Consider the following 24,275-nt stretch of genomic DNA (forward strand, 5'->3'; position numbering starts at 1 on the left):
TGCCCTTTTTACTGTCTGAATTTTGAAAATTAACCGGAGTTAAAATGAAATATAGTTTACTCGTAGCTCTGTGCGTTTTTGCAATGCCAAGCTTTGCAAAAGACAGTTTTAGCATTTATTTAGTACGTCATGCTGAAAAGCAAGCGGTAAAAGAAGATCCTAAATTAACGCCTTGTGGAAAACTAAGAGCTAGGCAAATTGCTAGCATGCTAGAACACACAAACATAAAACATGTTTACAGTACTGCCTATCAACGCACTATGGCAACCGCAACGCCTTTTTCTTTACAGAAAAACTTGCCAATAAAACAGTATGCACCGGCTAAATTAGAACAATTTGCCCAACAATTACTACAACAAAAAGAAAATGTTTTAGTGGTAGGTCACAGCAACACCACACCACAATTAGCGGCATTGCTTAGTGATCTAAAAGTGCCAAACATAACCGAGAAAGCGTACCGCAACCTATACCAAATTCAGGTTAGCGAAAGTGGTAAAACCTTAACACTGCTAACTCAACCATTAACCTGTCGTTAATCAGCCTGTACTAAGCTTACTGCTACATATCAGCTTCTTTTACTTTATTACCTGGGCTGATTAGTTCAATATCGGTAATAGTAAAAGGTGTGCCCCACTGTTGAATGGTCATTACATTTTTAACTTTGCCTTTAATGCGAACAACAGCACCATTTTGGGCAAATTCTTTCGCCATATTCATCGGTAATATTTTCTGACCAGAGTCAGTAATAATTCCGTAAAAGCCGCCTTCTAAATTTAAAAACTGCACGCGTCCACGTTGCCAGTCACTAAAATCGTCTTTTAATTTTTGTTTTACTTCTGTCATTTTATCGTCTGTTAATGTTGGCGTAGCAACGAGTTTAGTCGCCGCTTGCTCAGGTGAACTTTCCTGCTCTTGTTTTACCAATTCTTTAGCCGCTTTGTCTGTTGCATTATCAGCTTTGTTGTCAGTTGAACTGCTACCGCAAGCACTAAGGGCTAAAGTGATCAGTAATGTTGATAATATTTTTTTGTTGTTAGTCATTCTACTATCCATTTAATGTCTGTTTCTGCTTCAAGCATACCTTAATATAAAAGTAATATATAGATTATCTACTACCAACTATTTTTTAGAAAATATCAATTACATCAATATCTCAGGCATAAAAAAAGGAGCTTTAAGCTCCTTCTAATTGGTTATCAGCGGTAAATCGTAATACCAATAACCTATGTTTTTAACGCCAGCAACTACTTATAAGTGATATGGCTTACTTAAACGGTGCACTGACTCAATAAAATGGCCAGCATGGTCTGGATTTACATCAGGGTGTATACCATGACCTAAGTTAAATACATGGCCAGTACCACCTTCACCAAAGCCTGACAGTATTTTTGAAACTTCTTGTTCAATACGTGGCTTAGGAGCGTATAACATTGATGGGTCCATATTGCCTTGTAAAGCAACCTTATCACCAACGCGCGCTTTAGCGTTTTCAATATCGATAGTCCAATCAAGACCAACAGCATCACAACCGGTTGCGGCAATATCTTCTAACCACATACCACCGTTTTTAGTAAACAAGGTTACCGGAACTTTACGGCCATCGTTATGACGCGTTAAGCCATCAACAATCTTTGCCATATACTGCAACGAAAACTCTTTGTAGTCTCTTGGAGACAAAACGCCACCCCAAGTATCAAATACCATTACCGATTGCGCACCAGCAGCTATTTGAGCATTCAAATATAAAATTACCGAGTCTGCTAGTTTGTCTAACAACATGTGTAAAATTTGCGGCTCTGCAAACATCATTTTTTTGATCTTAGTAAAGGCCTTTGAACTGCCTCCTTCGATCATATATGTTGCTAATGTCCACGGGCTACCTGAAAAGCCAATAAGTGGTACATCACCATTTAAGGTTTTCTTAATCGTACGAACCGCATTCATTACATATTGCAATTCGCCTTCAGGATCTGGAATACCAATTTTTTCAACGTCAGCTTTACATGTAATTGGACGTTCAAATTTAGGGCCTTCACCTGTTTCAAAATATAAGCCTAAACCCATAGCATCAGGAATAGTTAAAATATCGCTGAATAAAATGGCAGCATCAAGTGGAAAACGACGTAATGGCTGAATAGTAACTTCACAAGCTAAATCAGCATCGCGACACACTGACATAAAGTCGCCAGCACCTTTGCGTACTTCGCGATATTCAGGCAAGTAACGTCCTGCTTGGCGCATCATCCATACAGGAGTGTAATCAACAGGTTCGCGCAAAAGTGCACGTAAATACGTATCGTTCTTTAATTCAGTCATCAAAAATCTTCTCCGCTATAATATGCGCGCATTCTAACACTTCAAATTTTATTGATCTATCTCCCATATCAAATCTGCCCATACTAAAAGTGTGAAGAACGTATTTTTTGATGAAATATTCACTATTTCTAACTTATTGGGAAAAGTCACTACATGAATCGCTTAGTTCGGCTCAATTGTAACCAAGAAGGCACATTAACATTTCAATTAAATTGCATTAAAACGACAATAAAATAAAAAATTTAATTTTTTTCAAAAATAATTTATTTTATTTCAAGGCAAATATTAACTAAAAATTAACATAAGAGACTAATAAACATACAAATTATTCATCAAGTGGTTAACCAGAAGTGTGTATTTAACCCATAAAGGCAACACCTAAAAAACCACCATTACCTTATGATATTTAATGGTTTTTTGTGTTTTACCACACAACTCTTAAAGAATAAAAATTAACTATAAATTGCAAAAATTACGCTCTGTGCTGTTAAAGCCTAAAAACCTGACTAAATAGTGGGTAATTAAGCGCAAGTTATACGAACATTTTCGTGGAATATATGCTCTATTAAAGTTGTTGCACCAGTAAAAAGCCTTTGCTATAAATATTCCGCGCTAAAGAAAAACAATAATAAAAATAAAGAAATAAATAAAAAGAAGCTAGTTTACTAGACCACACAGCGAGCATTTCAAGCCTTACTTCGGTAAGGCTTTTTTATTGCCTGAAATAATGTGGTAAGATTAACGGACATTAATTTACAAGGGCTACAGCGCGATTCTTTAATTTTTAGTATTAATGGAATTTAACCAAAATTGACCAAAATACACCTTTAAAGTATCCCCAGAGTATCCCCAGCATTTATAACGGATTAAAAATGTCTAGTCGCTTTAACTTCACAATTGCTTCATTAGAGAAAATCACGCTACCAACACAAGGCCGCGCAGAATACCGAGACACTAAAGTACCTGAGCTAACCTTACGGGTTACGGCCTCTGGGGTTAAATCATTCTCTGTAGCTAAAAAGATTGATGGCAAATATGTCAGGGTTACTTTGGGACGATTTCCTGCCAATACTATTGAACAAGCGAGGAAAAAGGCTAGAGAGAAAATACTACTACTTGAAAATGGTATTAATCCAACCTCACAAAAAAGAGAGCAACAGCTACAAAACTTAACCACTGTTGATCTTTACGAACAATATGAAGAAAACTTCAGAGCTAGAATAAAAGTGGGTGAGCGTAGACTTAAATCGCTAGAAGACTTTAGTCGCACATGGAAACTACACGTAAAACCTCGCATTGGTAAATATCGCGCTAAAGAAGTAACTCACGCGATCGCCTTGCGTATAACTGACGATATTAAGGCAAAGTTAACCGCTGGACTTTTTAACGCCTCTATTGCGCTATTAAGAGCTATGTTTAAATTTGCCGAAAGCCATGAACTAGTTAAAAGTAATCCTTTTTCTGGTATATCTAAGGTTCGCATCGAATCAAGAACTCGATTTTTAGACAAAGTAGAAATTGCCGCTTTATTTGATTCATTAAATCAAGAGAAGCCAATTTACCAAGATGTTGTTCAAATACTAATTTACACAGGCCAACGTAAAGGTAATGTTTATAGTATGGAATGGGATGAACTAGATCTTGAGCGTGGTGTATGGACTATCCCACATACGAAAACAAAAACTAAAACCATTTACCATGCTCAATTAGCAACGCCAGCAATAGAAATACTTAAAAGACGATTAATCAATCACGAACAAAACTTTGATAACTCGCCTTATGTTTTTGCCACCAAACAACGAGGTAACAAAACAGGCCACTTATCAACTAAAAGTGATATTTCAGGCTATTGGAAAAGAATTATAGAACGAGCAGGTTTAGATAGCACCGATGCAACTAAGCGAATTACACCGCATACGATGCGAAAAACATTAGCGAGCTGGCAAGCATTAGAAGGTGTCGACCTTTTATCGATATCTAAAAGCCTAGGCCATTCTGATATTTCGACAACGGCCAAGTCTTATGCTCACTTGTCTGGTGAAACAATTAGAGCAGGTGTACAAAAAGCGACTGATGCATTGCAAATTGCCAGTGGCCAACTAAAAAGAAACTTAACACCTAAAGAATTGCTGCTTGAAAAAATCAGCAAACTATCTGAAGATGAATGCCTATCAATATTAGACTATTTATCAAATTAAAAAGGATTTCGGATGGAACCGATCAGCTCATTACTTTCAGCTTATTTATTATCATTAAGTACCGATATAAGTGGCCATTACCGAGAAAGCGTAAATTTAGATATTACCCCAATAGTCATTGAATACAAAAATGAGAAAATTTCATTTCAGCACCAACTATGGCGCATTAAAGATGATTCCGTTTGCGCTACTTATCAGCAAAATGCGATAAAGTTTTCTTCATGTACTATCAAAGCCAAATCACTTTTTTCAGACATTTGTAACGAATTATCAAGACTTAAAAAACCTAATAACACAAAAGCTCAATATAAACGTATGTACTGTAACGCTGCTGTAAAATACAAACCTATGGTCGCATCAATTTCTTCAAATTCAATTTCTAAAGTTTCCTCACGAGAGAAGAAGTGTAATGAACTGATACTCAAAGCAATGGGTAGTAAAGATAAGAAGCTTCACGCGAAAAAAGATAAGTACTGTCAGGCCTTAAACAGTAAATAAAAATTTTAACTAAAGGATATGTTGTGACCCCTTCGGAAATCAAACAATCGATTGCACTAGTTCTCCAATCAGATAACAAACCTCAAGCCCTGTTAAGCATATTCGGTAGTACTAAGAATATGCAGGAACAACTAAGCATTCATGCAAATTCTTTTGTTGAAGAAATTGTCGACGCAACGGCTCAAGTATTTAAACCTTTTTTAGAAAAAAATGGCGAATTTCCTGATCGAGAAATAATGGCCAAACTACTCGATGATAGCTTTGAAGCACTCATTCTACATAACGCGAACTCTGGATATTTTAAAATTGAGCAAGCTAAAGGTGTAATAGGGTTGATAAACCACACTGAAAAAAAATGCCCACTCGCTGCTAAGTATTTTAGATACTCGCTATCTTGCTTTCTATTAAAGCTTACTAATGCAGGCAAACAATACTTAGTCCTCGCTATATTAGAGATAGCAAAAGATAGTAATTTTCTTGGTGATATTTTATCTAGTGCTATTAAGACAGAGGTCAAAAGTAAAAACGCCTCACAAGCAGCTAAAAAAGGAAGCGCTAAACGCTGGGAAGCAAAAGAGAAAACACGTTTATATGCTATAGAATTATACCAAAGTAAAAGTTATCAAAATGCGAACCAAGCGACTGATGCTATAACTGAAAATGTATATGACTTTGGTAAAAGTGTTGGTTTTCATTTTTCGAGTGTTTTCCAAGCAGGAAAAACAATTTACAAATGGCTCTTAACTTATCAACATGCAACAAACTCAGTTAACGTTTAATGTTTATGTCTCAGTTTGTTGATTACTGAAGAAAAAGGCAAATAAAGTGGTTCAGATATAGTAGTACAAGTTTCAATTTCATGGCTTGTTTCACTCAGGTTATACTTTGTATCGGTAAACGTCTTACTAAATAGAAAAACAGTTGGTCATAACAAGCAAGGCACGAGCAAAAACCAACTGTTGGTTATTCTACTTTAAGCTTTAAAGTTTCCCCGGCCTATTTGCTACTGCAAAAACAAATGAAACGGGTTGAAATTGTCCTGCTAATACTCTTTCCTTAGCATTTTCATATTCCGCTTTAGCATCATTAGAAAGGATACTGTAATTAGCAGAAGCTTCAATTGAAGCAAAGCTATTAGTTAAATTATCAGCAGTCCACTCTCCACTAACAGTAATAACACTAATGCCTGTCGCAATATCATAGTCTTCCGGTGTTATATTTTGGCAACTTGCCATGTGTTCTGCGATAAAATCGAAAGCAAGATCAATTCTTTTATATTCAAGCTTAATTTTACTAGTTTCAGTATCTTTTATTGTCTGCCCTATTTTAGCTGTCACATCAGCTTCAAGACCACTTGGTACAGGAACACTATTTATTTTTAATAAAGCAACAATATCTGCACTCAATTTATTTGAAAACTCAGTTTTAGATTCATTTTTCAAAGTTCCTGTGACAGTTTGAGTCCCAGAAATGACAATGTCATTTTCTGTTATTATTGTATCTATACACTTATCTCTTTGAAAATATTTTTTATAGCTCACGCCTAGGTAGTGATTAGGGTCACCATCAAAATCTACACCTTTTTTTATTAAAGCGTAATTAGTGCTTGATGTTGGCTGGCAGTATTTTGAAAAGTTACCACAAACATATTTTGGTTCTAGATCCTCAAAATATGGAACCATAATATTACAACCCGCTAAAGAAGCCAAAGCAATTGGTATAAGTAGTTTTTTCATTATCATTTCCTTTTTATTAAAGATAATCCTTCGACTACTTACTGAAGACGTTTTAAAACCTAAATTTATTATGGATACCTTTCCGTAATGTCAGCTCCATAACCTTTATTAATTATTAATTATAATTTCAGAATTACAATGAATATTAATGATTAAAAGAGCGATTACATTAACTGACAAAAAAAGTACAAAAATTCAACAACATAATAGCTCACTATTAATTTAAAAAGCTAACTAGTCAAAAACACTCTAATCCCCCCTTAACACTGTGTGAAAGATATTTCACACAGCTATTAGCGGTTACAACTTATTTTAAGTCTCTAAATTAACTCCTAAATCAATCCTGATTAATTATCGGAGTTAAACATGAATCAAAATTTACTAACCCCCACGCAAGCAGCAGATATTTTAGGTGTCACCATTGGTACATTAGCAGTTTGGCGCTGCACTGCCCGTTACCCTCTGCCATTTGTAAAAATTGGCCGCAGAGTTAAATATCGTCTTTCTGACATCAACAACTTTATCGAGCAAGGCTTAAATAATTTATTAGAAACGGATAGCCGTTATGCCTAACTACACATCTAATAATCTGAATTATTTACGTTGGTTTTATAACGGTTTAAATGCTGATGTTTGTATTGAGCTTGGCAATACTTTTGGTCAAATCATTACCAACCGTAACGAAGATCTTTCAATCAAAAAAGGTGACTTGAGAGACTTAAAAGCTAAAGGGCTTATTTCTGGTAAAACAATTACGATTTTAGCGATTGAATATAAGCGTTTCTCAATCAATGAATTTGGTATAGAAACCTTTAAGGAGTATTTCGATGCAGAATAAAGACATTGAAACGCAACTAAATAAAATCGCAGCTATTTATCAAGACGATAAATTCCTTTCAACTGAATGGCACACATGCCCAGCTGATAGGCGAGATGTAGAATTTACCTTTAATTGTTTAAACAGATTACCTGACGTATTAAAAAAGCATGTGTTAGATAAGGCAAATAAACTCAAAACTCGTTACGAAAAAAATACTTATATTCGTACCATGACAGAAAGCTTAGTTAGTTACCTGCCTGAAAAGCTACGATTAACATTAACCGTTAACGAAGACGAAATTCGTTATATTGCGATTGCCTGTGCCGAACGCTGCAGAAGAATAGCGCTTCATCATAATGTTAAAGGACGAAGTAAATCGTTAACGAAATCGAACGAAGATTCAAATTCCGTTAACGTAACGGAATGCAATATTCCGTTAACGGAAATTTCCGTAACGAACACAAACGATATCTACCCACTGTTAACAGCATATGTTGAATCGTTTGGACTTAAAAAAATATCACTTACGAAAAAAGGCGTAACAGAATTAGGCGCTATAAAACGCATGTGTGATAAACGATGGTGGATACCTAGTCTTAGAAAAGTGTTCAAGCAAGCTTACGAACAAGCGGCCATTAAGTTAGGCTTAGTCAGTAAACATGCTCAAATATATGCTAGTGACTTAACCGTTAACAATCGAAAGCAGCAAAGAGCACGTAACGATGAATTGCTAAGCTCAATATCGGTAATTAATGACATTGGACAGCAATTTACATTAAAGGAATTATCAAATTTAAATGTATCAAACCCAGAAATAAGAAAAGCTGAGTTAATGTTACGTTTACGTGGTTTTGAAGATTTATCAAAATCGCACGATCACGTAGGTATTTTTATTACCATTACCTGCCCTTCTAAATATCATGCTGTGTTTGCAAAATCCGGTAAACCTAACCCTAAGTATCAAGACTTCACGCCTTATCAAGCTAACCAATATTTATGCGATGTATGGGCAAAGGTTCGCGCTCAATGGAATCGAGAAAATATTAAACCTTACGGATTCAGAATTGCTGAACCGCAGCATGATGGCACTCCTCATTGGCATTTAGTGCTTTTTGTTGAATCCGGTCAAGTAGAACGCGTAAAAGGCGCTATAAGCCATTACGCATTACAAGAAGACGGTGATGAAAGAGGAGCACTTGAAAATCGTTGCGACTTTAAACTAATAGACCCAAAAAAAGGCTCGGCCACAGGCTATGTCGCTAAATACGTTTCAAAGAATATAGATGGTAAATGCCTTGATAAAGGCGTTTATGGTGAAGACCCTATAACAGCAGCGCAACGTGTTGATGCATGGTCTTCTACATGGTGCATTCGTCAGTTTCAGCAAATTGGTGGCGCTTCTGTGACAGTGTGGCGCGAATTAAGACGATTAAGAAAATCACTTGGCATAGATTCAGTATTGGAAAAAGCGCGAATAGCTGCTGATGAAAGTAAATGGGATGATTATATTACTGCCATGGGCGGGGTGTTTTGCAAACGTAAAGACCAACCAATTAAGCTAGCCTACGATACATCTTTCGATAGCGAAACTGGCGAGTGTAAACTTGGGTTTTATGACGGAAATATAATACAAAGTATTAAGGGTGTTTATTTTCAAGGTCAAATGATTGTCACTAGATTTTTTAGTTGGCGTTTAGAAAGAGCGAACGTAGTTTGTTCTAACTTGGAGTTCTGTAAATAACTGTACTAAATGAATTTAAAAGTCTTTTAGAACAGATAATTATGCTTTAAAAAGCAATTAGCATAGGTTACATTGATTTAATGTGTAAATCTAAAAGGACATTGGAATATGGACACTGTATTAAAACAGTATATTAATGCTTTATGTAGTATGAATGAGGATGATTTTACTAGGGATATTATAAAACCATTATTTGAATCTATGGGTTATGATAAAGTTGATTTTAATGGAGGAGCTTACGAAAGAGGACGAGATCTTATTGCTCAACGGCGCATACCCCCTAAGAAAGAAAACTATGTAGTATACGTACAATCGAAAAAAGTAGGTGATATTCAAAACACATCTAAAGCAGCTAAACTGTCAACTTTACTTCATCAATTGAGACAATGCTGTCTTGGGAAATTAACAGATGCTGAAGGGAATAAAGTATTACCAAATGAAGTTTATTTAGCATGTCCAGAGCCAATATCAGATAGGCTTATTGAAGAAATCAAAGATCAGCTATTCGGAATGCCATTAAAAGTATACCCCTATGATGGCCCCAAGATAATTCAAGATATAAAAGAATATAAACCAGAGCTACTTTCAATATTATCAAACATTGAAGATAAAATAACAGCTCATCAAATCTTAGCACCAAGTAATAAAGAATTATTAGCTGCACTTAAAAGTACAACTAATCAAAAAATAGATGATTTTTATAGTGATCTTAGTTTTTTTGTTGGCTCATTTGATAGTAATTTATTAATGCACTTAGACATACTATCGATCCAAAAGGACATCGAAATCCATGAAGATAACTGGGCTAATTTCAAAAAAGATATTGAAAAAATATCTTCTAAGCACTCTCTATATTTTCTAACAAATGGATTTCTGTTATTGAAAAAAGCTTTAAAAGCAATAAACAAGATTTTGAATCATCTGAGAATAAAGTTCTAATAGAGCAAAAGGACCATTTATTAATAAAGTCTGCTGATCTTAACTCTAGAATCAAAAGTTTCATTAAGTCTTTAAAAGAAAGTTTAAAACCAGAAAGTAACCCACTAATTAAAACAATGAAACCAGAGGAAGTAAATAATAGGGAAAAGATTTTAGACGAAGTTATATTTTATATACAATCCAACTCAACTCGAATTAAAAGAAAATCAGTTAAAAACAGTACTTTTTATGATGAGGTCGACTTAGTCTATTCATTATCTGATGAACTAAATAAAACTGAAAAGAAATTAAATTTGCTGCAAGGTAAAGTCAAATTAAGCCCTGCTTACAAGGTATCTATTTATGTAGATACATTAAAAAGTAGGATTTTAAAAGACAAAGAAGATTATATCCGAGATATTCAACTCATAAATAACAGAGAACTAGGGATTACCAAACTAAAAAACTTTCTAACCAAGACAGAAAAAACTTTATCTCTGATATCTATGCTTAAAGATAAAGATAACCAGCTCTCATATTTAGTTTCTTTTAAACATAACGATTCAGCCCAAGACCGAGTAACCATATCACCACACGATATATTCTCAACAGGTCATGATATTGCAGTATACGGAGGAGCAGGAGTAGGTAAAACAACTACATTAAAAGCATACTCAGATGTCTTAGCTGAGCACGAGCCTAAAAACGTAATATATATTCCTTTGAATAGGCTTGTGGATGAATATAAAAATTTTTCCAATAAAGAAGAGAACTTAGAAGGTTTAAAAAAAAATTTATTAATAAAAATAATCCTCTTAAGTAAAGGCATAACACCAACGAGTGAAAATATAGATGATGCTAAAAGTATTCTTATAAATAAGTTTGTTATTATTCTTGATGGTTTAGATGAAGTTTATAATGCTATACCTGACATAATTTCTGCGATATCAAAGTTTAAATCGGAGCGCCCCCTTTCTCAATTAATAATTTCGAGCAGGGATTGTGTTAGTTATTTAGATGATATTGATTTTCTAGGTATAACCTTATTACCATTTACAAAAGAACAACTACACAAGTTTATTCGAGGTTGGTTTCAAGATAAGCTAGATGAGGCACAGCATTTGATTGACGCTATAGAAAACAAGGGCTTGTATGAATACATTAAAACTCCATTACTAGCCACAATCACATGCTCTTTAGTTCAAAAAGGAGTTGATGCACCTTCTAGTGAAAATGAAATATATTCTGAAAGGCTAAACCTTTTAACTGGCGAATATGATTTACATAAAAATATAGAACGACAAAAACAAAAAGGTGAATTACTCCGAAGATGTGCAATGAAAATAGCATTTAAAATGCATAATAATGGAGTCAGATCTGAATACAAAGATAATATGTTAAATGTTCTTAGACATGATTTGGTCGATAAGTATAGTGAACAGCTGTTACATGACTGTTTAAACGAGTTAATCAATCCATGTAATGTTTTGATACAAGATCCAATAACAAAAAAATACTCTTTCGGTCACTTTCGATTTCAAGAGCACTTAGCTTCACAAGAGCTTAGTTTAAATAGAAGTATAGAGCTGTCAGAGTTAGTGACAATTGATTGGTGGAGGGGAGCTTTGTGTCTTTATGCTCAAGATAATGATATTTCATACTTGTTCGAGGATGTATATAAACGCTATGGAAATATTCATAGGGCGATAATTACATTTACTGCAATGATAGCTAGCCGGCCTAAAAGTAATCAACGAGATTTACAAATACTATTCAGAGAATACGAAAAGTCAGATGAACTAGATGATGTATACGCATCTAGTTCTTATGATAATGACTATGGATATGACCGCGACTACTGTTCATAAAATGTATTAACGGTCGCTTATTCCCTATACAGCTAATGAAATAGCATTTAAAAAATACACAACTTGCGAGACATGAGCTTCGCCCAAAGTAATTACTTGCACTTATCTTATGTAAAAAGTAACTAGAGCAGCCATAGTTGATTTCTATGTTTAAGTGAATGGGTGTTAATTTAACTTTAATATGCTGTTATCAACCTAATGATTCATAACAGCATATTAGCACTAAACAGAGATTTGCACTAATTATAACTTTTATGAAATAAGATAACCCCAAGGCATCCCTATCGAATCCCGGGTAAAAAGTAAAAACTTTAAATCTTACAATTACAATCGGTTAGACTACTTTTAAATATTACTTCGGTAAGGCTTTTTTATTGCCTGAAATTTGAATATTTCAGCACAACTGCGATAATTTTTTTAAAAGTTTACATTTAAATCTAACATTAAGGAACGTATGAACGATTTAGAACAAGCGCCTAAGGCATTATTGAGAGCACAAAAATTAGCGAATTTAGCTGACGCTAAAATACGTATTCCAGTATTGGGTATTCGGTTAGGCTTAGACTTTATTATTGGCCTTATTCCTGTGGTGGGCGATATGATAATGGCTGGCTTATCGCTCAGTATTGTTGCTATGGCGAAATCTATGCACGTGCCCAGAGCCCTTAGAATGAAAATGTTATGGAATATTGCACTAGATTTTTTATTAGGGGTTATTCCTTTTATTGGCGATATTGCCGATTTATTTTATAAATCTAACCTGAAAAATGTACGAATTATGGAAGAGTGGTGGTTAGAGCAAAAGCCGCGATAAGTTTAAACATAGACATTGCCCACCTTAATTAATTTAGTTCGTCACGTTAACCTAAACTTGAATGAATATAGCAATTGCTATATTCATTCTGACTGACTTATTTTGCTTTTAAAGCTTTGCCTAATAGCGTAACAGAGGCGGCTAAAAGCACAATATCTTTCACCAAAAATTGCCCTGGAACTACGTTAAGCGCTGGAAAACCTCCTAATGTTGCCTCCCAGACTGGCGCAGTAAATAATAAGCTAGAGGTAACCGCAAAAGTAGCGATTGCACCTAAGCTGCCTATGATCCCAATTAATCTATTTATTGGTGAAAGGATAATGGCGATAGCGGTGGCAATTTCAAAAGCCCCAATAAAGTTAGATGCTCCTTGTAAGCTAAAAACATTGTACAGCCACGATGTTAGAGGGCTTGATGAAATAAGCCCTTCAATTGCGCCTGCTTCATAAGCAGAAAACTTCATCGCGCCAATCCACAATAAAATAAGTGCAATTGAGAGTCTTAAGGCATGGTCGCCAAAAGTCGTTATATTTTGACTTAATGCTGGGTTACTAAATTTTAGTTCACTTTCTACGGTTAAGGTTTTGTTAGACATGGTTTTATCCTCTTTCAAATGATTAATTTCTTACTGTTATTGTTGACTATATGGTTATGCTTTGCCGATCAGGTGCTGTAATTGACCACTGCTCAATGCTTCATGGAAGTCATCACCGCCGCCGATGTGTTGATCATTAATAAATATTTGCGGCACAGTGTTACGTAAACTGCGCTCACGCATTTCTTTAGTCAGTTTTTCACTATGGGTAATTTCGTATTCCTTAAACGCTAAGCCTAAGCTGTTAAGCGTTGCTTTTGCCCTTTTACAAAAGGGGCAGTAGCTTTTACTGTATATTTCTATCTTCGCCATGATTGTTATCTCTTGCTTCGGTTGATTGTTATTGATGTGGCTATTATGAAAGAATTAAAAAACTCAACAACGTTAGAAAGTCTTTACTTATTACACTAATCGTCTATATTTTTAATACGATTAATAGCTAATTAAACCGAACATGGAAATTTTAAGCGATATTCTCACGTCTTTACGTGTTAGTGGCAGTGTGTATTTTTGTAGCCATGTTGAGCCTCCTTGGATAAAAACCTTCGTCGATAAAAAAACCGCTTGTTTTCATCTAATTAGACGAGGCGCTTGCTGGTTAAAGATTGATGATAGAGTTGAGCAGTTATTTGCTGGTGATTTAATATTTTTAGGCCCAGGTGTTGATCATATACTGACGAGTGAACCTCCAGAGAATCAACTGGCGATTAGTGTCGAACCTACCCTGCTACTTTGTGGCACTTGTTCGTTTGTGCACGATACACTGTCACCGTTAAGTAATATGTTTGAACAAGTCGCCATTGTTCGCGAGAACGAGTTAAATAAACATGCTTGGTTAAAAAGCACTTTTGATCAGCTTAGTGCTGAATATATGGCACAAAATATTGGCAATGAAATTATTGTTAATAAACTCACTGAAGTTGTATTGGTAGAGTTAATTAGAATCAATTTTGGCCGCCAGCAACAACACTCATTTTTACACGCTTTAAAGGATAAACGCATTGGCAAGGCACTTGAGTTCATTCATGAGTCGCCGCAAAAGCCTTGGACAATTGACAGCTTAGCGTCTGCTATTGGTATGTCGAGGGCGGCATTTGCGAAAAAATTCACGCAACTAGTTGGGCAAACTGTTTTTACCTATTTATCGAATTTACGTATACAAAAAGCAAAAGAGATGATTTTAACTACGTCACTTTTTATCAACGATATTGCGCTAAATGTAGGGTATGAATCAGAGCGCGCCTTTACAAAAACCTTTAGTAAGTATGAAGGCGTAACCCCCAAACAATTCCGTAAAAATAATTCGGTATAAATAATATTCTGTCATTATCTGTTGGTTCAGGCTCGTTGGAATGTAAGTAATGTGCGAGTAATAATTTATTTACCGCCCGTCTAAAGCGTCAAAGCTTTCAGCTAAATACAGGCGCATTAAATTTAGCATAAATTACATTTCTTACGCTGCCTTTAACAAAGACACCACCCACTTTTGCAATGCATCCTCGTTATAACGAGGATGCCAAGCAGCGATCACATCAAAACTGTCGGGTGATTCTTCCAGTGTTAGTTCGATTAAATCTAAGCTTGTTATGGCGCGTGATGGTAAAAAAGCGATTGAGTCTGTGGTTTCTAAATACATGGGGACAATTGAGAAACATGGTGCAGATACAACAATATTTCGTTTTAAACCGAACTTTTTGAACCAATCGTCAATCGAGCCTTTAAAGTTAGGCCGCGAAGGTGATGCAATAATACTAGGATAACTTGCAATTTCAGCAAGGCTAGGGGTTTTATTTGCTATTGATGCCTTTGGCGAAGCAACGCATACGTGATGTTCTTCAAAAAGCTTTAAAATGCGGTAGCTATCAGGAATATAGTCAGGAAAGGCTATGGCTAAATTAACTTTGCCACTTTCCATTAGCTCATGCACTTTATCTAATTCAAAATCACGTACAATGATCTTTAGCTTTGGCGATTTTTTTCTTAATTGAGCAATTAACTCTGGTAATACTACTTGCTGAGCGTAATCGGTCGCAGCTATAACAAAAGTGCCTTCAATGGTTTCAGGATTAAAAGTTGTTGGCGCTAGTAGCGCGCTAAACTCAAGTAGTAGCTTGTCGACACCAATGGCTAAGTTTTCAGCAAATGGCGTTGGCACAAAGCCACTAGTTTTTCTTAAGAACAGCCTGTCGTCGAAAACATCTCGCAATTTTTTTAAATGCTCGCTTACCGCTTGTTGAGTAAGGCCTAACTGACTAGCCGCTTTTGATGCGCTTCTTTCTTGTATTAAGGCTTGAAACACCCTTAGCTGTTTAATATCTAATCTATCTAACTTACTCATATGTATTTGCCATTATTATTTACTATATTCCACGATAAGCTAACACATAACCATAATTTCTTGTATCACTAACAAAAACTCATTGTTTTTAATTGTTTGGCAATCTCTATATTATCTCGTTATCAAATCAATTTAACCAAATTGATAGTAAAGAAAAGTGAGGTTCAAATGAAAACAGTTATTTTAATCGGTGCATTAGGAAAAATGGGTCAAGCGGCATTAACAGGCTTAGGTAATCACAAAGTGATTACGGCTGGTCGTTCTGGCGACGTTGACCATATTGTTGATATTACTAATGAACAATCGATTAGATCTTTGTATGAAGCTGTTGGCAAATTCGATGCTGTAGTTAATACCGTTGGTTTTTGTGAATATGCTACTTTTAGTGAGATGACAGAAGCGCAGTGGATGACAACTGTAATGAGTAAAATGATGGGGCAAATTAACTTAGTTAGAATTGGCCAAGAATATATTGCTGATAGCGGTTCGTTTACTTTAATTAGCGGTATTTTAAATAAAAAACCAATTCCATTTGCCATTGCCGATGCAACAACCAGTGGCGCCATTGATACTTTTGTTAAAATAGTATCGTTAGAAATGCCAAGAAACACCCGTATTAATGTTGTTAACCCTACGGTATTAACTGAAGCATGGGAGGTATACGGTGAGATGATGCCTGGTTTTGAACCTGTACCAGGAACATTAGTAGGCAAAGCTTTTGAACGTTCAGTCGATGGTTTTATTAACGGCGAAGTTATTGTTGTAGACGCTTAACTTATTAAGGGTCAAGGTTATCAATAATTGTGCTTATTATTGATTAAGTGCGAACGCTTAGCGTTGCTGAATGAAGTAGCTCAACTTGGTTGAACTTTAACCATCAGCTTAAATGCGTAAAATAAAAAACCAACCTCGAAGGTTGGTTTTTTGCTTGCTATGAGATAGAAAGTTTACTTACTGGTCGCCAACTTGTGCTGTTTAGGTTGAACCTGCAACTCTCAATCATGTAAACAACATTATTGATTGATGCCGACGTTGATATTCTGTTACTTGATATTCAGGAAAAAGGCTATTTTTTCCCAAAAACGACGATTAATTTTCTCGCTTCACAAAAGTTTATTGCTACGGGTTCACTCCATTCCAACGTTTGAAAATTTCCACGAATATACTGCTGGCAATAATTTTTAGGCGAAGCAGACCAAGAAAACTCTGCACTTGAATTTGGCTTTAAATTTACATTTTTAAAGTCAAACCAATGAACACCGTCTTCTGTAATTTGCAGGTTTACCATCGTTAACTCAGAATTATTTGAAACTTCAAAAATAAATTCTCTACTCATTGCTTCTTCGGGTATTGAAGCTAAGCTTAATATAGCAATTAAATAAAAAGTCATTTTGAAGGGCATGATGTATCCAATTTAAAAAGTTGTCGATTTAAGTATGGAATAAGTTCCGATATGCACAAGTTCTTTAAGGAATAAAAATGAATATGTTTGATATCGCAATTTTTTGTGCTGCTATCGCAGGGTTGATAATGGTTATCGGAGGGATAATTCTAATTTACAAAGGCGCTTTAGTTTTAGCATCTACCGATCCTTCTAGTGCCTTAACAATTGAATGGAAAAAAGAATTTCGTCTCAATACACAAGCGCCGGGAATCGCCTTTTTCATTATCGGCCTATTATTTACCTTAACATCTATATTTGCATCAAAGCCTACTGAAATAGAACCAATTAACATCATTGGTAAAGTTGCCGAAATTAGCGAACCAATAACAATAGCAGCAAGATCTTCAAAATGGATTTTAGTTGGTGGTAGTGATGGCGTAGTAAAAGGTAAAATTAGACCCTATGTTGAGGCAATTACCTTGGAAATTTCAGCTCCTGGGTACAAACCTATCAATATTGTTCATATTTTAGATGAACTTAAAGATCGCACTATTCACTTCGAACAACCTATACAAATGGAACAACTCGTTACTGGAGTCGTTGGTACTCAAATTATAGATGTCCCAGATGAAGGTGCTTACGCCTCAGTAAACTCTCCTGCTAAGTTTGGTGTAAGCCAATGAAAAAACTACAATCTATAGTATTCATATTAACCCTAACTATGGCTTCACAAACATTGGGTTCAGGCCCAATGGGCTTTGTTCAAGGTTCTTTGTGCAGCTTACAAAATAATGGCCCAGCACCTGGTTTATTGGTTTCACTTGTTCATCAGTACTTAGGAAGAAGCTCTCCAACTTATACAGACCAATACGGGAATTTTCAGTTGTTCAATATACCTGCACGACCAGAGCCATATCTTATTGAAGTCTATTGGGGACAACAATTAGTATATCGAAATCAAATTTATGTCCATGGGGGAGTTAACTTGGGAAGGTTTTGTATTTAAGTTTAGAATAGCTTAAGCCGCTGTATTACCTTTGTTGCGAAGTGATCAGCTTGATGCTAACCAGTATAATGTAAAATAAAAAACCAACCTCGAAGGTTGGTTTTTTGCTTGCTATGAGATAGAAAGTTTACTTACTGGTCGCCAACTTGTGCTGCTGCTTCTGGTTTTTGAACTTCTAATAATTCAATTTCAAATTGCAATACAGAGTTACCCGGAATGCGAGGTGGGTTACCGTTAGGGCCGTAAGCTAGGTCTGAAGGAATAGTAAATTTGAATTTAGAACCTACAGACATTAACTGAACACCTTCAGTCCAACCTGAAATTACACGATTAAGTGGGAATACTGCTGGCTCTCCACGCTCTATAGAGCTATCAAAAGTTTCACCATTAAGGAAAGTACCTACGTAGTGAACTTTAACTGTATCAGTAGCTGTTGGCTTTTCACCGTCGCCAACCGTTATAACTTCGTATTGAATGCCAGATTCAGTAATTTGAACGCCTTCTTTAGTTGCGTTTTCTGCTAAGAAAGCCTGACCTTCAGCTAAGCTAGCTTCAGAGCTAACCGTAGCTTGTTCTTGTTGCTTAGCTTTCATGGCTTGGTCTAAATTCATCAACAACGCTTGAATGTCTTCTTTTTCGATTTGAGACTTGCCATCCATGCTGTCAGTAAAACCACGAATAATAAGTGACTTGTCTAATGTTAAACCCAACTTGTCGTGCTCTTCAAGATTACGTTCCATATACATACCAATTGATGCACCTAAACCATAAGCTTGTTTTTGTATTTCTGTATCAAGCGCAACGGCTTGTTCTTCTTGCTTAGCAGATTCTTGACAACCCATTACTGATAATAAGGCAATAGCGACTAAAGTCGGTTTGAAAAATTTCATTTACATCTCCGTTTTACTACCTAGCCAGAAATTCGGGCTAAGTCATTTAAATATGTGTGAATTGTTAAACAATGCGGCTTATACTAACGATAAATGCCCTAAGAAAAAAGTATTAATATTTTGCTGAACTGTAACTTAACAATTCTAAAAGCCAAACTTCTGTTTTTATTAGCTTTGCTTTCTGCGTGTCAGCCTGTAGGCCAGGAGCCAACGCAAAGATGGCAGCACGCTGTAGAGGGAGCGTATGCGGCTAATATATCGAATGACGCTAAATTTAGTGTTGTTTCTTCAATACATCACGGCATTAGCTTATGGGATTTAGAAAACAATGCGCTGAAATATAGTTGGTCGCAACAACAAAACAATGCCGACAATTTAGTATTGGTGGCTGATATTGCCGATAATAACAGCCATGCGATTACAGCCAATCGTAATGACTTTTCACTTTGGAATATAGAAAATGGTGCCTCTGAAGGCTTTTGGTCCATTACAGAATCGACCATTCGCGATGTAGCGGTATCTAATAATGGCGATTACTTATTGGTAGGGCAAAGTAACGGTAAGGTTGTGCATATTACGATTGCTAATGGCCGACGTTTAGAGTTTTTGGGTCATCAAGAAAAAATTAATGCCGTAGATATGCTGCCAAATGGCCGCATTGCGATTTCAGGCTCGAACGACTTTGTTGCTTATGTATGGGATACAAAATCAGGACAAGTAATATATCGCTTTAATCACCCGAGTAGAGTCACTATGGTGGCGCTTGATCCTAAAGGACGTTTTGCTTTTACCGCCGATAGTAAAAAATCAGCCAATATTTGGGATTTAAAAACCGGCGAGTTAATTTCTAAGCTGAAGTACTTTAATCGACAAGAGGTTTTTAGTGCCGTGCAATTTTCTCCTGACGGTAGCCAATTATTAACGGGTGCGCCTTCTCGAAAAGTCAGTATATGGGATGTTGCAACGGGTGAGCGCCTTACCAGTTGGCGAGTTTTACCACGCGAAGATATTAGACCCGCAGGCGCAGTTGTGTATAGTGTCGCATTTAGAGATAATAACCAGGTAATCACCGAAAGCTCTTCTGGATACGCCGAATTATGGCAGGTAAATAAATAGTGAAATCAGTTACAGAATTAAACCACGCAATTGAAGCTCTTGAAACTCGCAATGCTTTTCAAGATGATATTATCGACCAACTTAACCATGAAATTACCGTTCATCAAAACCAACTTGCTGAACTTAAGCATCAAGTGTCTTTACTGGCAAATCGCATTAAAGAAAACGCACCAGAGCAAAGTGGAAAAGAAGAGATAGAGCCACCACCACCGCACTATTAAAATAAGTAGCTAAAGTGCTATGTTAGCGTGCTAAATTAAAGTTATATAACAATATTTAAACGTTTTAAAAGTTATTCGGCCGAAATAAACGAGTAGTTAGGTCGCATTATTGTAGAGACCTACTTATGTTAATGTTAAAGCCCAATTGTGAATGTTGTGATAAAGACTTACCACCTGCAGCTAAAGATGCTTACATTTGTACTTATGAATGTACCTTTTGTGCTGAGTGTGCAGCGAACGTATTAAACTTTGTTTGTCCTAATTGCTCAGGCAATTTAGTTAGTCGCCCTATTCGCCCTATTGAAGCATTAAAAAAGCATCCCGCTTCAACACAGCGAATAATAAAACCGCATGGCTGTGACCGTTATCGTAAAAGCTAACACAATGAAGCAAAGTTAAATAATGAAGTACTAATAACGTATAATTTGTCAGTTTATAGTGTAATAAGGAGTTTTATATGACTGTTTTATTTGTTTTAAATATTCTAAGTATTTTTATTTGTTATGCCGTTGCTAAACATAGAGGCGCTAAAACTATTTTTTGGGCAATTGTTGGCGCTATTTTAGGACCATTGGCTATCCCTTTTGTTTTCTTTTCAAAGCCTGAAGTTATACCTGCAACAAAAAACATTTGAGATAAAAGTATACTTTATTAAGCAAAATTTATAGTCAGTCGATTCATATTTCGCAATATTAAGTACGTCTATATTTTAAGCCGCTATATTTAAGTAATGCCACTTTACTAAACTATACATTGATAAATAAATGATTCCTTTTGAAAATACATCAGCAATAATAGAATTTACCCGTATATATTTAGCTGTTTTTTATACTGCTGTTGCACTGTTTTATACCGTTAGAATTATCACCGCCAAGAAAAACACCCATAGTGAACTTGTGTTTCTCGGACAACCTTTTTGTTCTCATTGGTGGAACCATATGACATTTCGTTTATTCAGAGCATTAATTTGGCTGACTTGTGTGATCAGGATTTTTTTTCCATCGCTAGATGAATATCTAGGCGTAATTGCAATTTTCGAGCGTAACCTGATGCTAATACTCGGTAATGTGTTATTAACTGTTGGTTTTTTAATGACCATTATTATCCACTTTAGCATGAAGCAAAAGTGGCGTTCGGGTGTAGACCCACAAGGCCCTAAAGCATTAATTACTGATGGTTTTTTTAAACATTCTCGTAATCCAATTTTTGTTAGCGTGGGCTTGTCACAATTAGGTTTTTTTCTCGCATTACCTTCAATATTTACTTTAGTTTGCCTTATCATTGGTTTATATACTTTATACAAACAAACCATTGTTGAAGAACAGCATTTAGTCACTATTTTTCAGGATAATTATAAAATATATCAAAGCAACGTTCGTCGGTGGATATAAAGCCTAAGAAATATTGGGAATAAACTAAGCTACCTAAAAAAATATAAGTAACAATACCTTGTATGAATTATCTAGTTACAACATATTTAAACCGCAAATTTGCCGCAGATAAGATAAGTTTAAAGTAGTAAACATAGCGCTGTGCTTACCTGTTTATTCTTGCTTAAAAATTCCAATAACTTGCTCGTTTGGTCTTACTTCTTGCACTACGTGCTCTTCTGGTTGCGACATTTGGTGTCCACAACTAACGCAGGTTACGGTTTCAACGCCGTGCTCTTTAAATAATCCCATGGTGTCCATTGCTTTACACTTTGGACAAACTGCTCCAGCTATAAATCGTTTTTTCACTTTTTTACTCAATTTTGTTAAATATTTAATTAGTTTTTAATTAATTTTAGCAAGTTATATGCTCAGTGCTTCTATTTTACCTTGAACAACCCCCTAAGGAAAAGCGACAATAGCAACCTGCATTAAAATGAGACAATATAAATGATCATAGCTACAGATTTAAGTTTAGCCCGAGGTGCAAAATACCTCATAAAATCATCAAGCTTTACTATACATCCAAATCATAAGGTTGGGCTTGTTGGGGCAAACGGCTGTGGTAAATCTTCTTTATTCGCCAGTTTATTAGGTGCATTACCTGCAGACTTGGGCAATCTATCTATGCCAACAAGCTGGAAAATTGCCACGGTAAAGCAAGAAACACCAGCATTAGAGCAATCAGCGCTAGATTACGTTATGGATGGTGATGTTGAGTTTCGCCAATTAGAGGCAAAGTTAGCGCAAGCACGCGCCGACGACAATGGCACACTTGAAGCCACAATTATTAATCAAATTGATACGGTAAATGGTTATAGTTTACCGGCACGCGCCGGCGAGTTATTACATGGTTTAGGTTTTTTACAAGAGCAGCTAATTAATCCGGTAAAATCGTTCTCGGGTGGTTGGCGAATGCGCTTAAACTTAGCTCAGGCCTTGATCAGCCGTGCTGATTTATTACTGCTTGATGAACCGACTAACCATTTAGATTTAGATGCCGTTATTTGGCTACAGCGTTGGCTGAAAAGATTTACCGGCACCTTAGTGCTTATCTCGCATGACCGCGATTTTCTTGATGATGTAATCGGACAAATACTGCATATTGAACATCAAACTGCGAAGCTATATTCTGGTAACTACAGTGCTTTTGAACGTCAACGTGCAGAGCACTTAGCGCAACAAGACGCTCAATATCAAAAGCAGCAAAAAGAAGTTGCTCATTTAACTTCTTTTGTTGACCGTTTTCGCGCTAAAGCCAGTAAGGCTAAGCAAGCGCAAAGTCGTTTAAAGCGCCTGCAAAAATTACCTGATTTAGCGCCAGCGCATGTCGATAGCCAATTTACCTTTAGCTTTGAACAGCCTGATACTCTGCCTTACCCGTTATTGTCCTTAGCTGAAAGCCAATGTGGCTATAGTGATGAAGCCATTATTTTAGAAGATGTTGGCATGACCTTGGTCCCAGGTAGCCGAATCGGCCTACTAGGTCGTAACGGGGCAGGTAAATCAACACTAATAAAATCTCTCGCCGGTGATTTAACCTTATTAAAAGGCGAACGTTATTGTGCGCAAGATTTGCGTGTGGGCTATTTTTCTCAGCATCAACTTGAGCAATTGCATTTACCAAGCAGTGCTATAGAACATATAACGCGAGCAAAATCTGATTTAACCGAGTTACAAGCCAGATCATTTTTAGGGCGTTTTGGCTTTAGTGGCGATCAGGCGTTAGATAAAGTGGGCACCATGTCTGGTGGTGAAAAAGCGCGTTTAGTTTTGGCCCTTATTGTCTTAGAAAAACCCCAGTTATTGTTATTAGATGAGCCCACCAACCATCTTGATTTAGAAATGCGTCAAGCGCTAGTACTCGCGTTGCAAGACTTTGACGGCGCGATTATTCTCATTGCGCATGACAGGTATTTATTAGAGTCATGTGTTGATGAGTTTTATATTGTTGCTAATGGTCGAGTAACCGATTTTGACGGCGACATTGATGATTATCAGCAATGGTTAAACGATGATAAAAAACAGTCGGTTAAAGCCAACAAAGTTGTTTCTGAGCCACAAGTTGACAAAAAGCAACAACGTAAAGAACAAGCTGAGCTTCGTAAAAAGGCATCACCTTTGCGTAAACAAGCCGATAAATTTGAAAAGCTAGTACAGCAAAATCAAGATGAGCTAACGACAGTAGAAGCACAACTTGCTGACAGTGATATTTATCAAACAGAGCACAAAGTAAAGCTAACTGACTTACTCAAACGACAAGCGTCACTTAAACAAGATTTGGAAACAAATGAAATGCAATGGCTTGACCTTGAAGAACAAATTGAAGAGATAATGTCGCAAGCTTTATAAATTTATTGCTACACTTAACGTATAGCAGCAAAAA

At 36.1% G+C, this 24,275-nt stretch carries 29 protein-coding genes; 20 read left to right on the forward strand and 9 right to left on the reverse strand.

Features of this window, described 5'->3' with window-relative positions:
- Nucleotides 1-44 precede the first annotated feature (44 nt).
- Nucleotides 45-536: a histidine phosphatase family protein gene (locus B6A32_RS16910; protein WP_085306103.1), complete on the forward strand. Its 492-nt coding sequence runs from the start codon at nucleotides 45-47 to the stop codon at nucleotides 534-536.
- 22 nt (nucleotides 537-558) lie between these two features.
- Here the strand turns inward: B6A32_RS16910 and B6A32_RS16915 are convergent, their stop codons facing one another.
- Nucleotides 559-1,041: an outer membrane protein assembly factor BamD gene (locus B6A32_RS16915; RefSeq protein ID WP_085306104.1), complete on the reverse strand. Its 483-nt coding sequence runs from the start codon at nucleotides 1,039-1,041 to the stop codon at nucleotides 559-561.
- A gap of 207 nt (nucleotides 1,042-1,248) precedes the next feature.
- The gene (gene hemE / locus B6A32_RS16920; RefSeq protein WP_085306105.1) at nucleotides 1,249-2,316 is read right to left on the reverse strand and encodes a uroporphyrinogen decarboxylase; all 1,068 of its coding nucleotides are present in this window, start codon (nucleotides 2,314-2,316) and stop codon (nucleotides 1,249-1,251) included.
- Between the two features lie 872 nt (nucleotides 2,317-3,188).
- Here hemE and B6A32_RS16925 point away from each other — a divergent pair.
- Genes B6A32_RS16925 through B6A32_RS16935 form a run of 3 tightly spaced genes read left to right on the forward strand, consistent with a single transcriptional unit; the run spans nucleotide 3,189 to nucleotide 5,791 of the window.
- Nucleotides 3,189-4,514 (forward strand): tyrosine-type recombinase/integrase, encoded by a 1,326-nt coding sequence (locus B6A32_RS16925; RefSeq protein WP_085306106.1) that lies wholly within the window; start codon nucleotides 3,189-3,191, stop codon nucleotides 4,512-4,514.
- Between the two features lie 12 nt (nucleotides 4,515-4,526).
- Nucleotides 4,527-5,012 carry a hypothetical protein gene (locus B6A32_RS16930; protein ID WP_085306107.1) on the forward strand — a complete coding sequence of 162 codons (486 nt, stop codon included), beginning with the start codon at nucleotides 4,527-4,529 and terminating at the stop codon, nucleotides 5,010-5,012.
- Between the two features lie 23 nt (nucleotides 5,013-5,035).
- Nucleotides 5,036-5,791, forward strand: coding sequence for a hypothetical protein (locus B6A32_RS16935; protein ID WP_085306108.1), 756 nt, complete (start codon nucleotides 5,036-5,038; stop codon nucleotides 5,789-5,791).
- A gap of 201 nt (nucleotides 5,792-5,992) precedes the next feature.
- Here B6A32_RS16935 and B6A32_RS16940 read toward each other — a convergent pair whose 3' ends face one another.
- Nucleotides 5,993-6,748 carry a hypothetical protein gene (locus tag B6A32_RS16940; RefSeq protein ID WP_085306109.1) on the reverse strand — a complete coding sequence of 252 codons (756 nt, stop codon included), beginning with the start codon at nucleotides 6,746-6,748 and terminating at the stop codon, nucleotides 5,993-5,995.
- Nucleotides 6,749-7,114: 366 nt separating this feature from the next.
- On the opposite strand from B6A32_RS16940, the gene B6A32_RS16945 reads away from it, so the two are divergent.
- From B6A32_RS16945 to B6A32_RS16970, 6 genes are all read left to right on the forward strand, one after another.
- The gene (locus B6A32_RS16945) at nucleotides 7,115-7,321 is read left to right on the forward strand and encodes a helix-turn-helix domain-containing protein (RefSeq protein ID WP_081179962.1); all 207 of its coding nucleotides are present in this window, start codon (nucleotides 7,115-7,117) and stop codon (nucleotides 7,319-7,321) included.
- Nucleotides 7,314-7,586 carry a hypothetical protein gene (locus B6A32_RS16950; protein WP_085306110.1) on the forward strand — a complete coding sequence of 91 codons (273 nt, stop codon included), beginning with the start codon at nucleotides 7,314-7,316 and terminating at the stop codon, nucleotides 7,584-7,586. Before B6A32_RS16945 ends, B6A32_RS16950 begins: the two co-directional genes overlap by 8 nt.
- Nucleotides 7,576-9,309 carry a replication endonuclease gene (locus B6A32_RS16955; protein WP_085306111.1) on the forward strand — a complete coding sequence of 578 codons (1,734 nt, stop codon included), beginning with the start codon at nucleotides 7,576-7,578 and terminating at the stop codon, nucleotides 9,307-9,309. The genes B6A32_RS16950 and B6A32_RS16955 overlap by 11 nt, the downstream gene beginning before the upstream one ends.
- Before the next feature lie 108 nt (nucleotides 9,310-9,417).
- Entirely contained in the window at nucleotides 9,418-10,248 is an 831-nt protein-coding gene (locus tag B6A32_RS16960) for a restriction endonuclease (RefSeq protein WP_085306112.1), read from the forward strand.
- Nucleotides 10,249-10,364: 116 nt separating this feature from the next.
- Nucleotides 10,365-12,095, forward strand: coding sequence for an NACHT domain-containing protein (locus tag B6A32_RS16965; RefSeq protein WP_085306113.1), 1,731 nt, complete (start codon nucleotides 10,365-10,367; stop codon nucleotides 12,093-12,095).
- 454 nt (nucleotides 12,096-12,549) lie between these two features.
- Nucleotides 12,550-12,909, forward strand: a complete 360-nt coding sequence (locus tag B6A32_RS16970) for a DUF4112 domain-containing protein (protein WP_085306114.1) — start codon at nucleotides 12,550-12,552, stop codon at nucleotides 12,907-12,909.
- 97 nt (nucleotides 12,910-13,006) lie between these two features.
- Here B6A32_RS16970 and B6A32_RS16975 read toward each other — a convergent pair whose 3' ends face one another.
- Entirely contained in the window at nucleotides 13,007-13,504 is a 498-nt protein-coding gene (locus tag B6A32_RS16975; RefSeq protein ID WP_085306115.1) for a YkgB family protein, read from the reverse strand.
- 54 nt (nucleotides 13,505-13,558) lie between these two features.
- A complete protein-coding gene (grxC, locus tag B6A32_RS16980) occupies nucleotides 13,559-13,816 on the reverse strand; it encodes a glutaredoxin 3 (protein ID WP_085306116.1) in 258 nt (85 codons plus the stop codon).
- A gap of 142 nt (nucleotides 13,817-13,958) precedes the next feature.
- Here grxC and B6A32_RS16985 point away from each other — a divergent pair, with 142 nt between their 5' ends.
- Complete coding sequence (locus B6A32_RS16985; protein WP_085306117.1) at nucleotides 13,959-14,816, forward strand: AraC family transcriptional regulator; 858 nt, start codon at nucleotides 13,959-13,961, stop codon at nucleotides 14,814-14,816.
- A gap of 141 nt (nucleotides 14,817-14,957) precedes the next feature.
- Here B6A32_RS16985 and B6A32_RS16990 read toward each other — a convergent pair whose 3' ends face one another.
- Nucleotides 14,958-15,842, reverse strand: coding sequence for a LysR family transcriptional regulator (locus tag B6A32_RS16990; protein ID WP_085306118.1), 885 nt, complete (start codon nucleotides 15,840-15,842; stop codon nucleotides 14,958-14,960).
- Between the two features lie 168 nt (nucleotides 15,843-16,010).
- Between B6A32_RS16990 and B6A32_RS16995 the strand changes: the two genes are divergently transcribed.
- Nucleotides 16,011-16,616, forward strand: coding sequence for a short chain dehydrogenase (locus B6A32_RS16995; protein WP_085306119.1), 606 nt, complete (start codon nucleotides 16,011-16,013; stop codon nucleotides 16,614-16,616).
- 292 nt (nucleotides 16,617-16,908) lie between these two features.
- Here the strand turns inward: B6A32_RS16995 and B6A32_RS17000 are convergent, their stop codons facing one another.
- Nucleotides 16,909-17,244, reverse strand: coding sequence for a hypothetical protein (locus B6A32_RS17000; protein WP_085306120.1), 336 nt, complete (start codon nucleotides 17,242-17,244; stop codon nucleotides 16,909-16,911).
- A gap of 77 nt (nucleotides 17,245-17,321) precedes the next feature.
- Between B6A32_RS17000 and B6A32_RS17005 the strand changes: the two genes are divergently transcribed.
- Both B6A32_RS17005 and B6A32_RS17010 read left to right on the forward strand, forming a co-directional pair.
- Nucleotides 17,322-17,909, forward strand: a complete 588-nt coding sequence (locus tag B6A32_RS17005; RefSeq protein ID WP_085306121.1) for a hypothetical protein — start codon at nucleotides 17,322-17,324, stop codon at nucleotides 17,907-17,909.
- Nucleotides 17,910-17,947: 38 nt separating this feature from the next.
- Complete coding sequence (locus B6A32_RS17010) at nucleotides 17,948-18,232, forward strand: carboxypeptidase-like regulatory domain-containing protein (protein ID WP_143327928.1); 285 nt, start codon at nucleotides 17,948-17,950, stop codon at nucleotides 18,230-18,232.
- Between the two features lie 131 nt (nucleotides 18,233-18,363).
- Here B6A32_RS17010 and B6A32_RS17015 read toward each other — a convergent pair whose 3' ends face one another.
- On the reverse strand, nucleotides 18,364-19,122 hold the full coding sequence (locus tag B6A32_RS17015) for an FKBP-type peptidyl-prolyl cis-trans isomerase (RefSeq protein WP_085306123.1): 759 nt from the start codon (nucleotides 19,120-19,122) through the stop codon (nucleotides 18,364-18,366).
- A 120-nt stretch (nucleotides 19,123-19,242) separates the two neighbouring features.
- On the opposite strand from B6A32_RS17015, the gene B6A32_RS17020 reads away from it, so the two are divergent.
- From B6A32_RS17020 to B6A32_RS17035, 5 genes are all read left to right on the forward strand, one after another.
- Nucleotides 19,243-20,238, forward strand: coding sequence for a WD40 repeat domain-containing protein (locus B6A32_RS17020; RefSeq protein WP_101685987.1), 996 nt, complete (start codon nucleotides 19,243-19,245; stop codon nucleotides 20,236-20,238).
- Nucleotides 20,238-20,459: a SlyX family protein gene (locus tag B6A32_RS17025; RefSeq protein ID WP_233131458.1), complete on the forward strand. Its 222-nt coding sequence runs from the start codon at nucleotides 20,238-20,240 to the stop codon at nucleotides 20,457-20,459. The genes B6A32_RS17020 and B6A32_RS17025 overlap by 1 nt, the downstream gene beginning before the upstream one ends.
- A gap of 125 nt (nucleotides 20,460-20,584) precedes the next feature.
- Nucleotides 20,585-20,839 carry a DUF1272 domain-containing protein gene (locus B6A32_RS17030; protein WP_085306125.1) on the forward strand — a complete coding sequence of 85 codons (255 nt, stop codon included), beginning with the start codon at nucleotides 20,585-20,587 and terminating at the stop codon, nucleotides 20,837-20,839.
- 77 nt (nucleotides 20,840-20,916) lie between these two features.
- Nucleotides 20,917-21,093 carry a hypothetical protein gene (locus tag B6A32_RS19300; protein ID WP_158088511.1) on the forward strand — a complete coding sequence of 59 codons (177 nt, stop codon included), beginning with the start codon at nucleotides 20,917-20,919 and terminating at the stop codon, nucleotides 21,091-21,093.
- 130 nt (nucleotides 21,094-21,223) lie between these two features.
- On the forward strand, nucleotides 21,224-21,850 hold the full coding sequence (locus B6A32_RS17035; RefSeq protein WP_085306126.1) for a methyltransferase family protein: 627 nt from the start codon (nucleotides 21,224-21,226) through the stop codon (nucleotides 21,848-21,850).
- A 153-nt stretch (nucleotides 21,851-22,003) separates the two neighbouring features.
- Here the strand turns inward: B6A32_RS17035 and B6A32_RS17040 are convergent, their stop codons facing one another.
- The gene (locus B6A32_RS17040; protein WP_408607679.1) at nucleotides 22,004-22,198 is read right to left on the reverse strand and encodes a YheV family putative zinc ribbon protein; all 195 of its coding nucleotides are present in this window, start codon (nucleotides 22,196-22,198) and stop codon (nucleotides 22,004-22,006) included.
- A 141-nt stretch (nucleotides 22,199-22,339) separates the two neighbouring features.
- Between B6A32_RS17040 and B6A32_RS17045 the strand changes: the two genes are divergently transcribed.
- Complete coding sequence (locus B6A32_RS17045; protein ID WP_085306128.1) at nucleotides 22,340-24,241, forward strand: ATP-binding cassette domain-containing protein; 1,902 nt, start codon at nucleotides 22,340-22,342, stop codon at nucleotides 24,239-24,241.
- The last annotated feature ends 34 nt before the right edge of the window (nucleotides 24,242-24,275 follow it).

It is taken from the genome of Colwellia polaris, from assembly GCF_002104515.1.
Taxonomy (GTDB): Bacteria; Pseudomonadota; Gammaproteobacteria; order Enterobacterales; family Alteromonadaceae; genus Cognaticolwellia; species Cognaticolwellia polaris.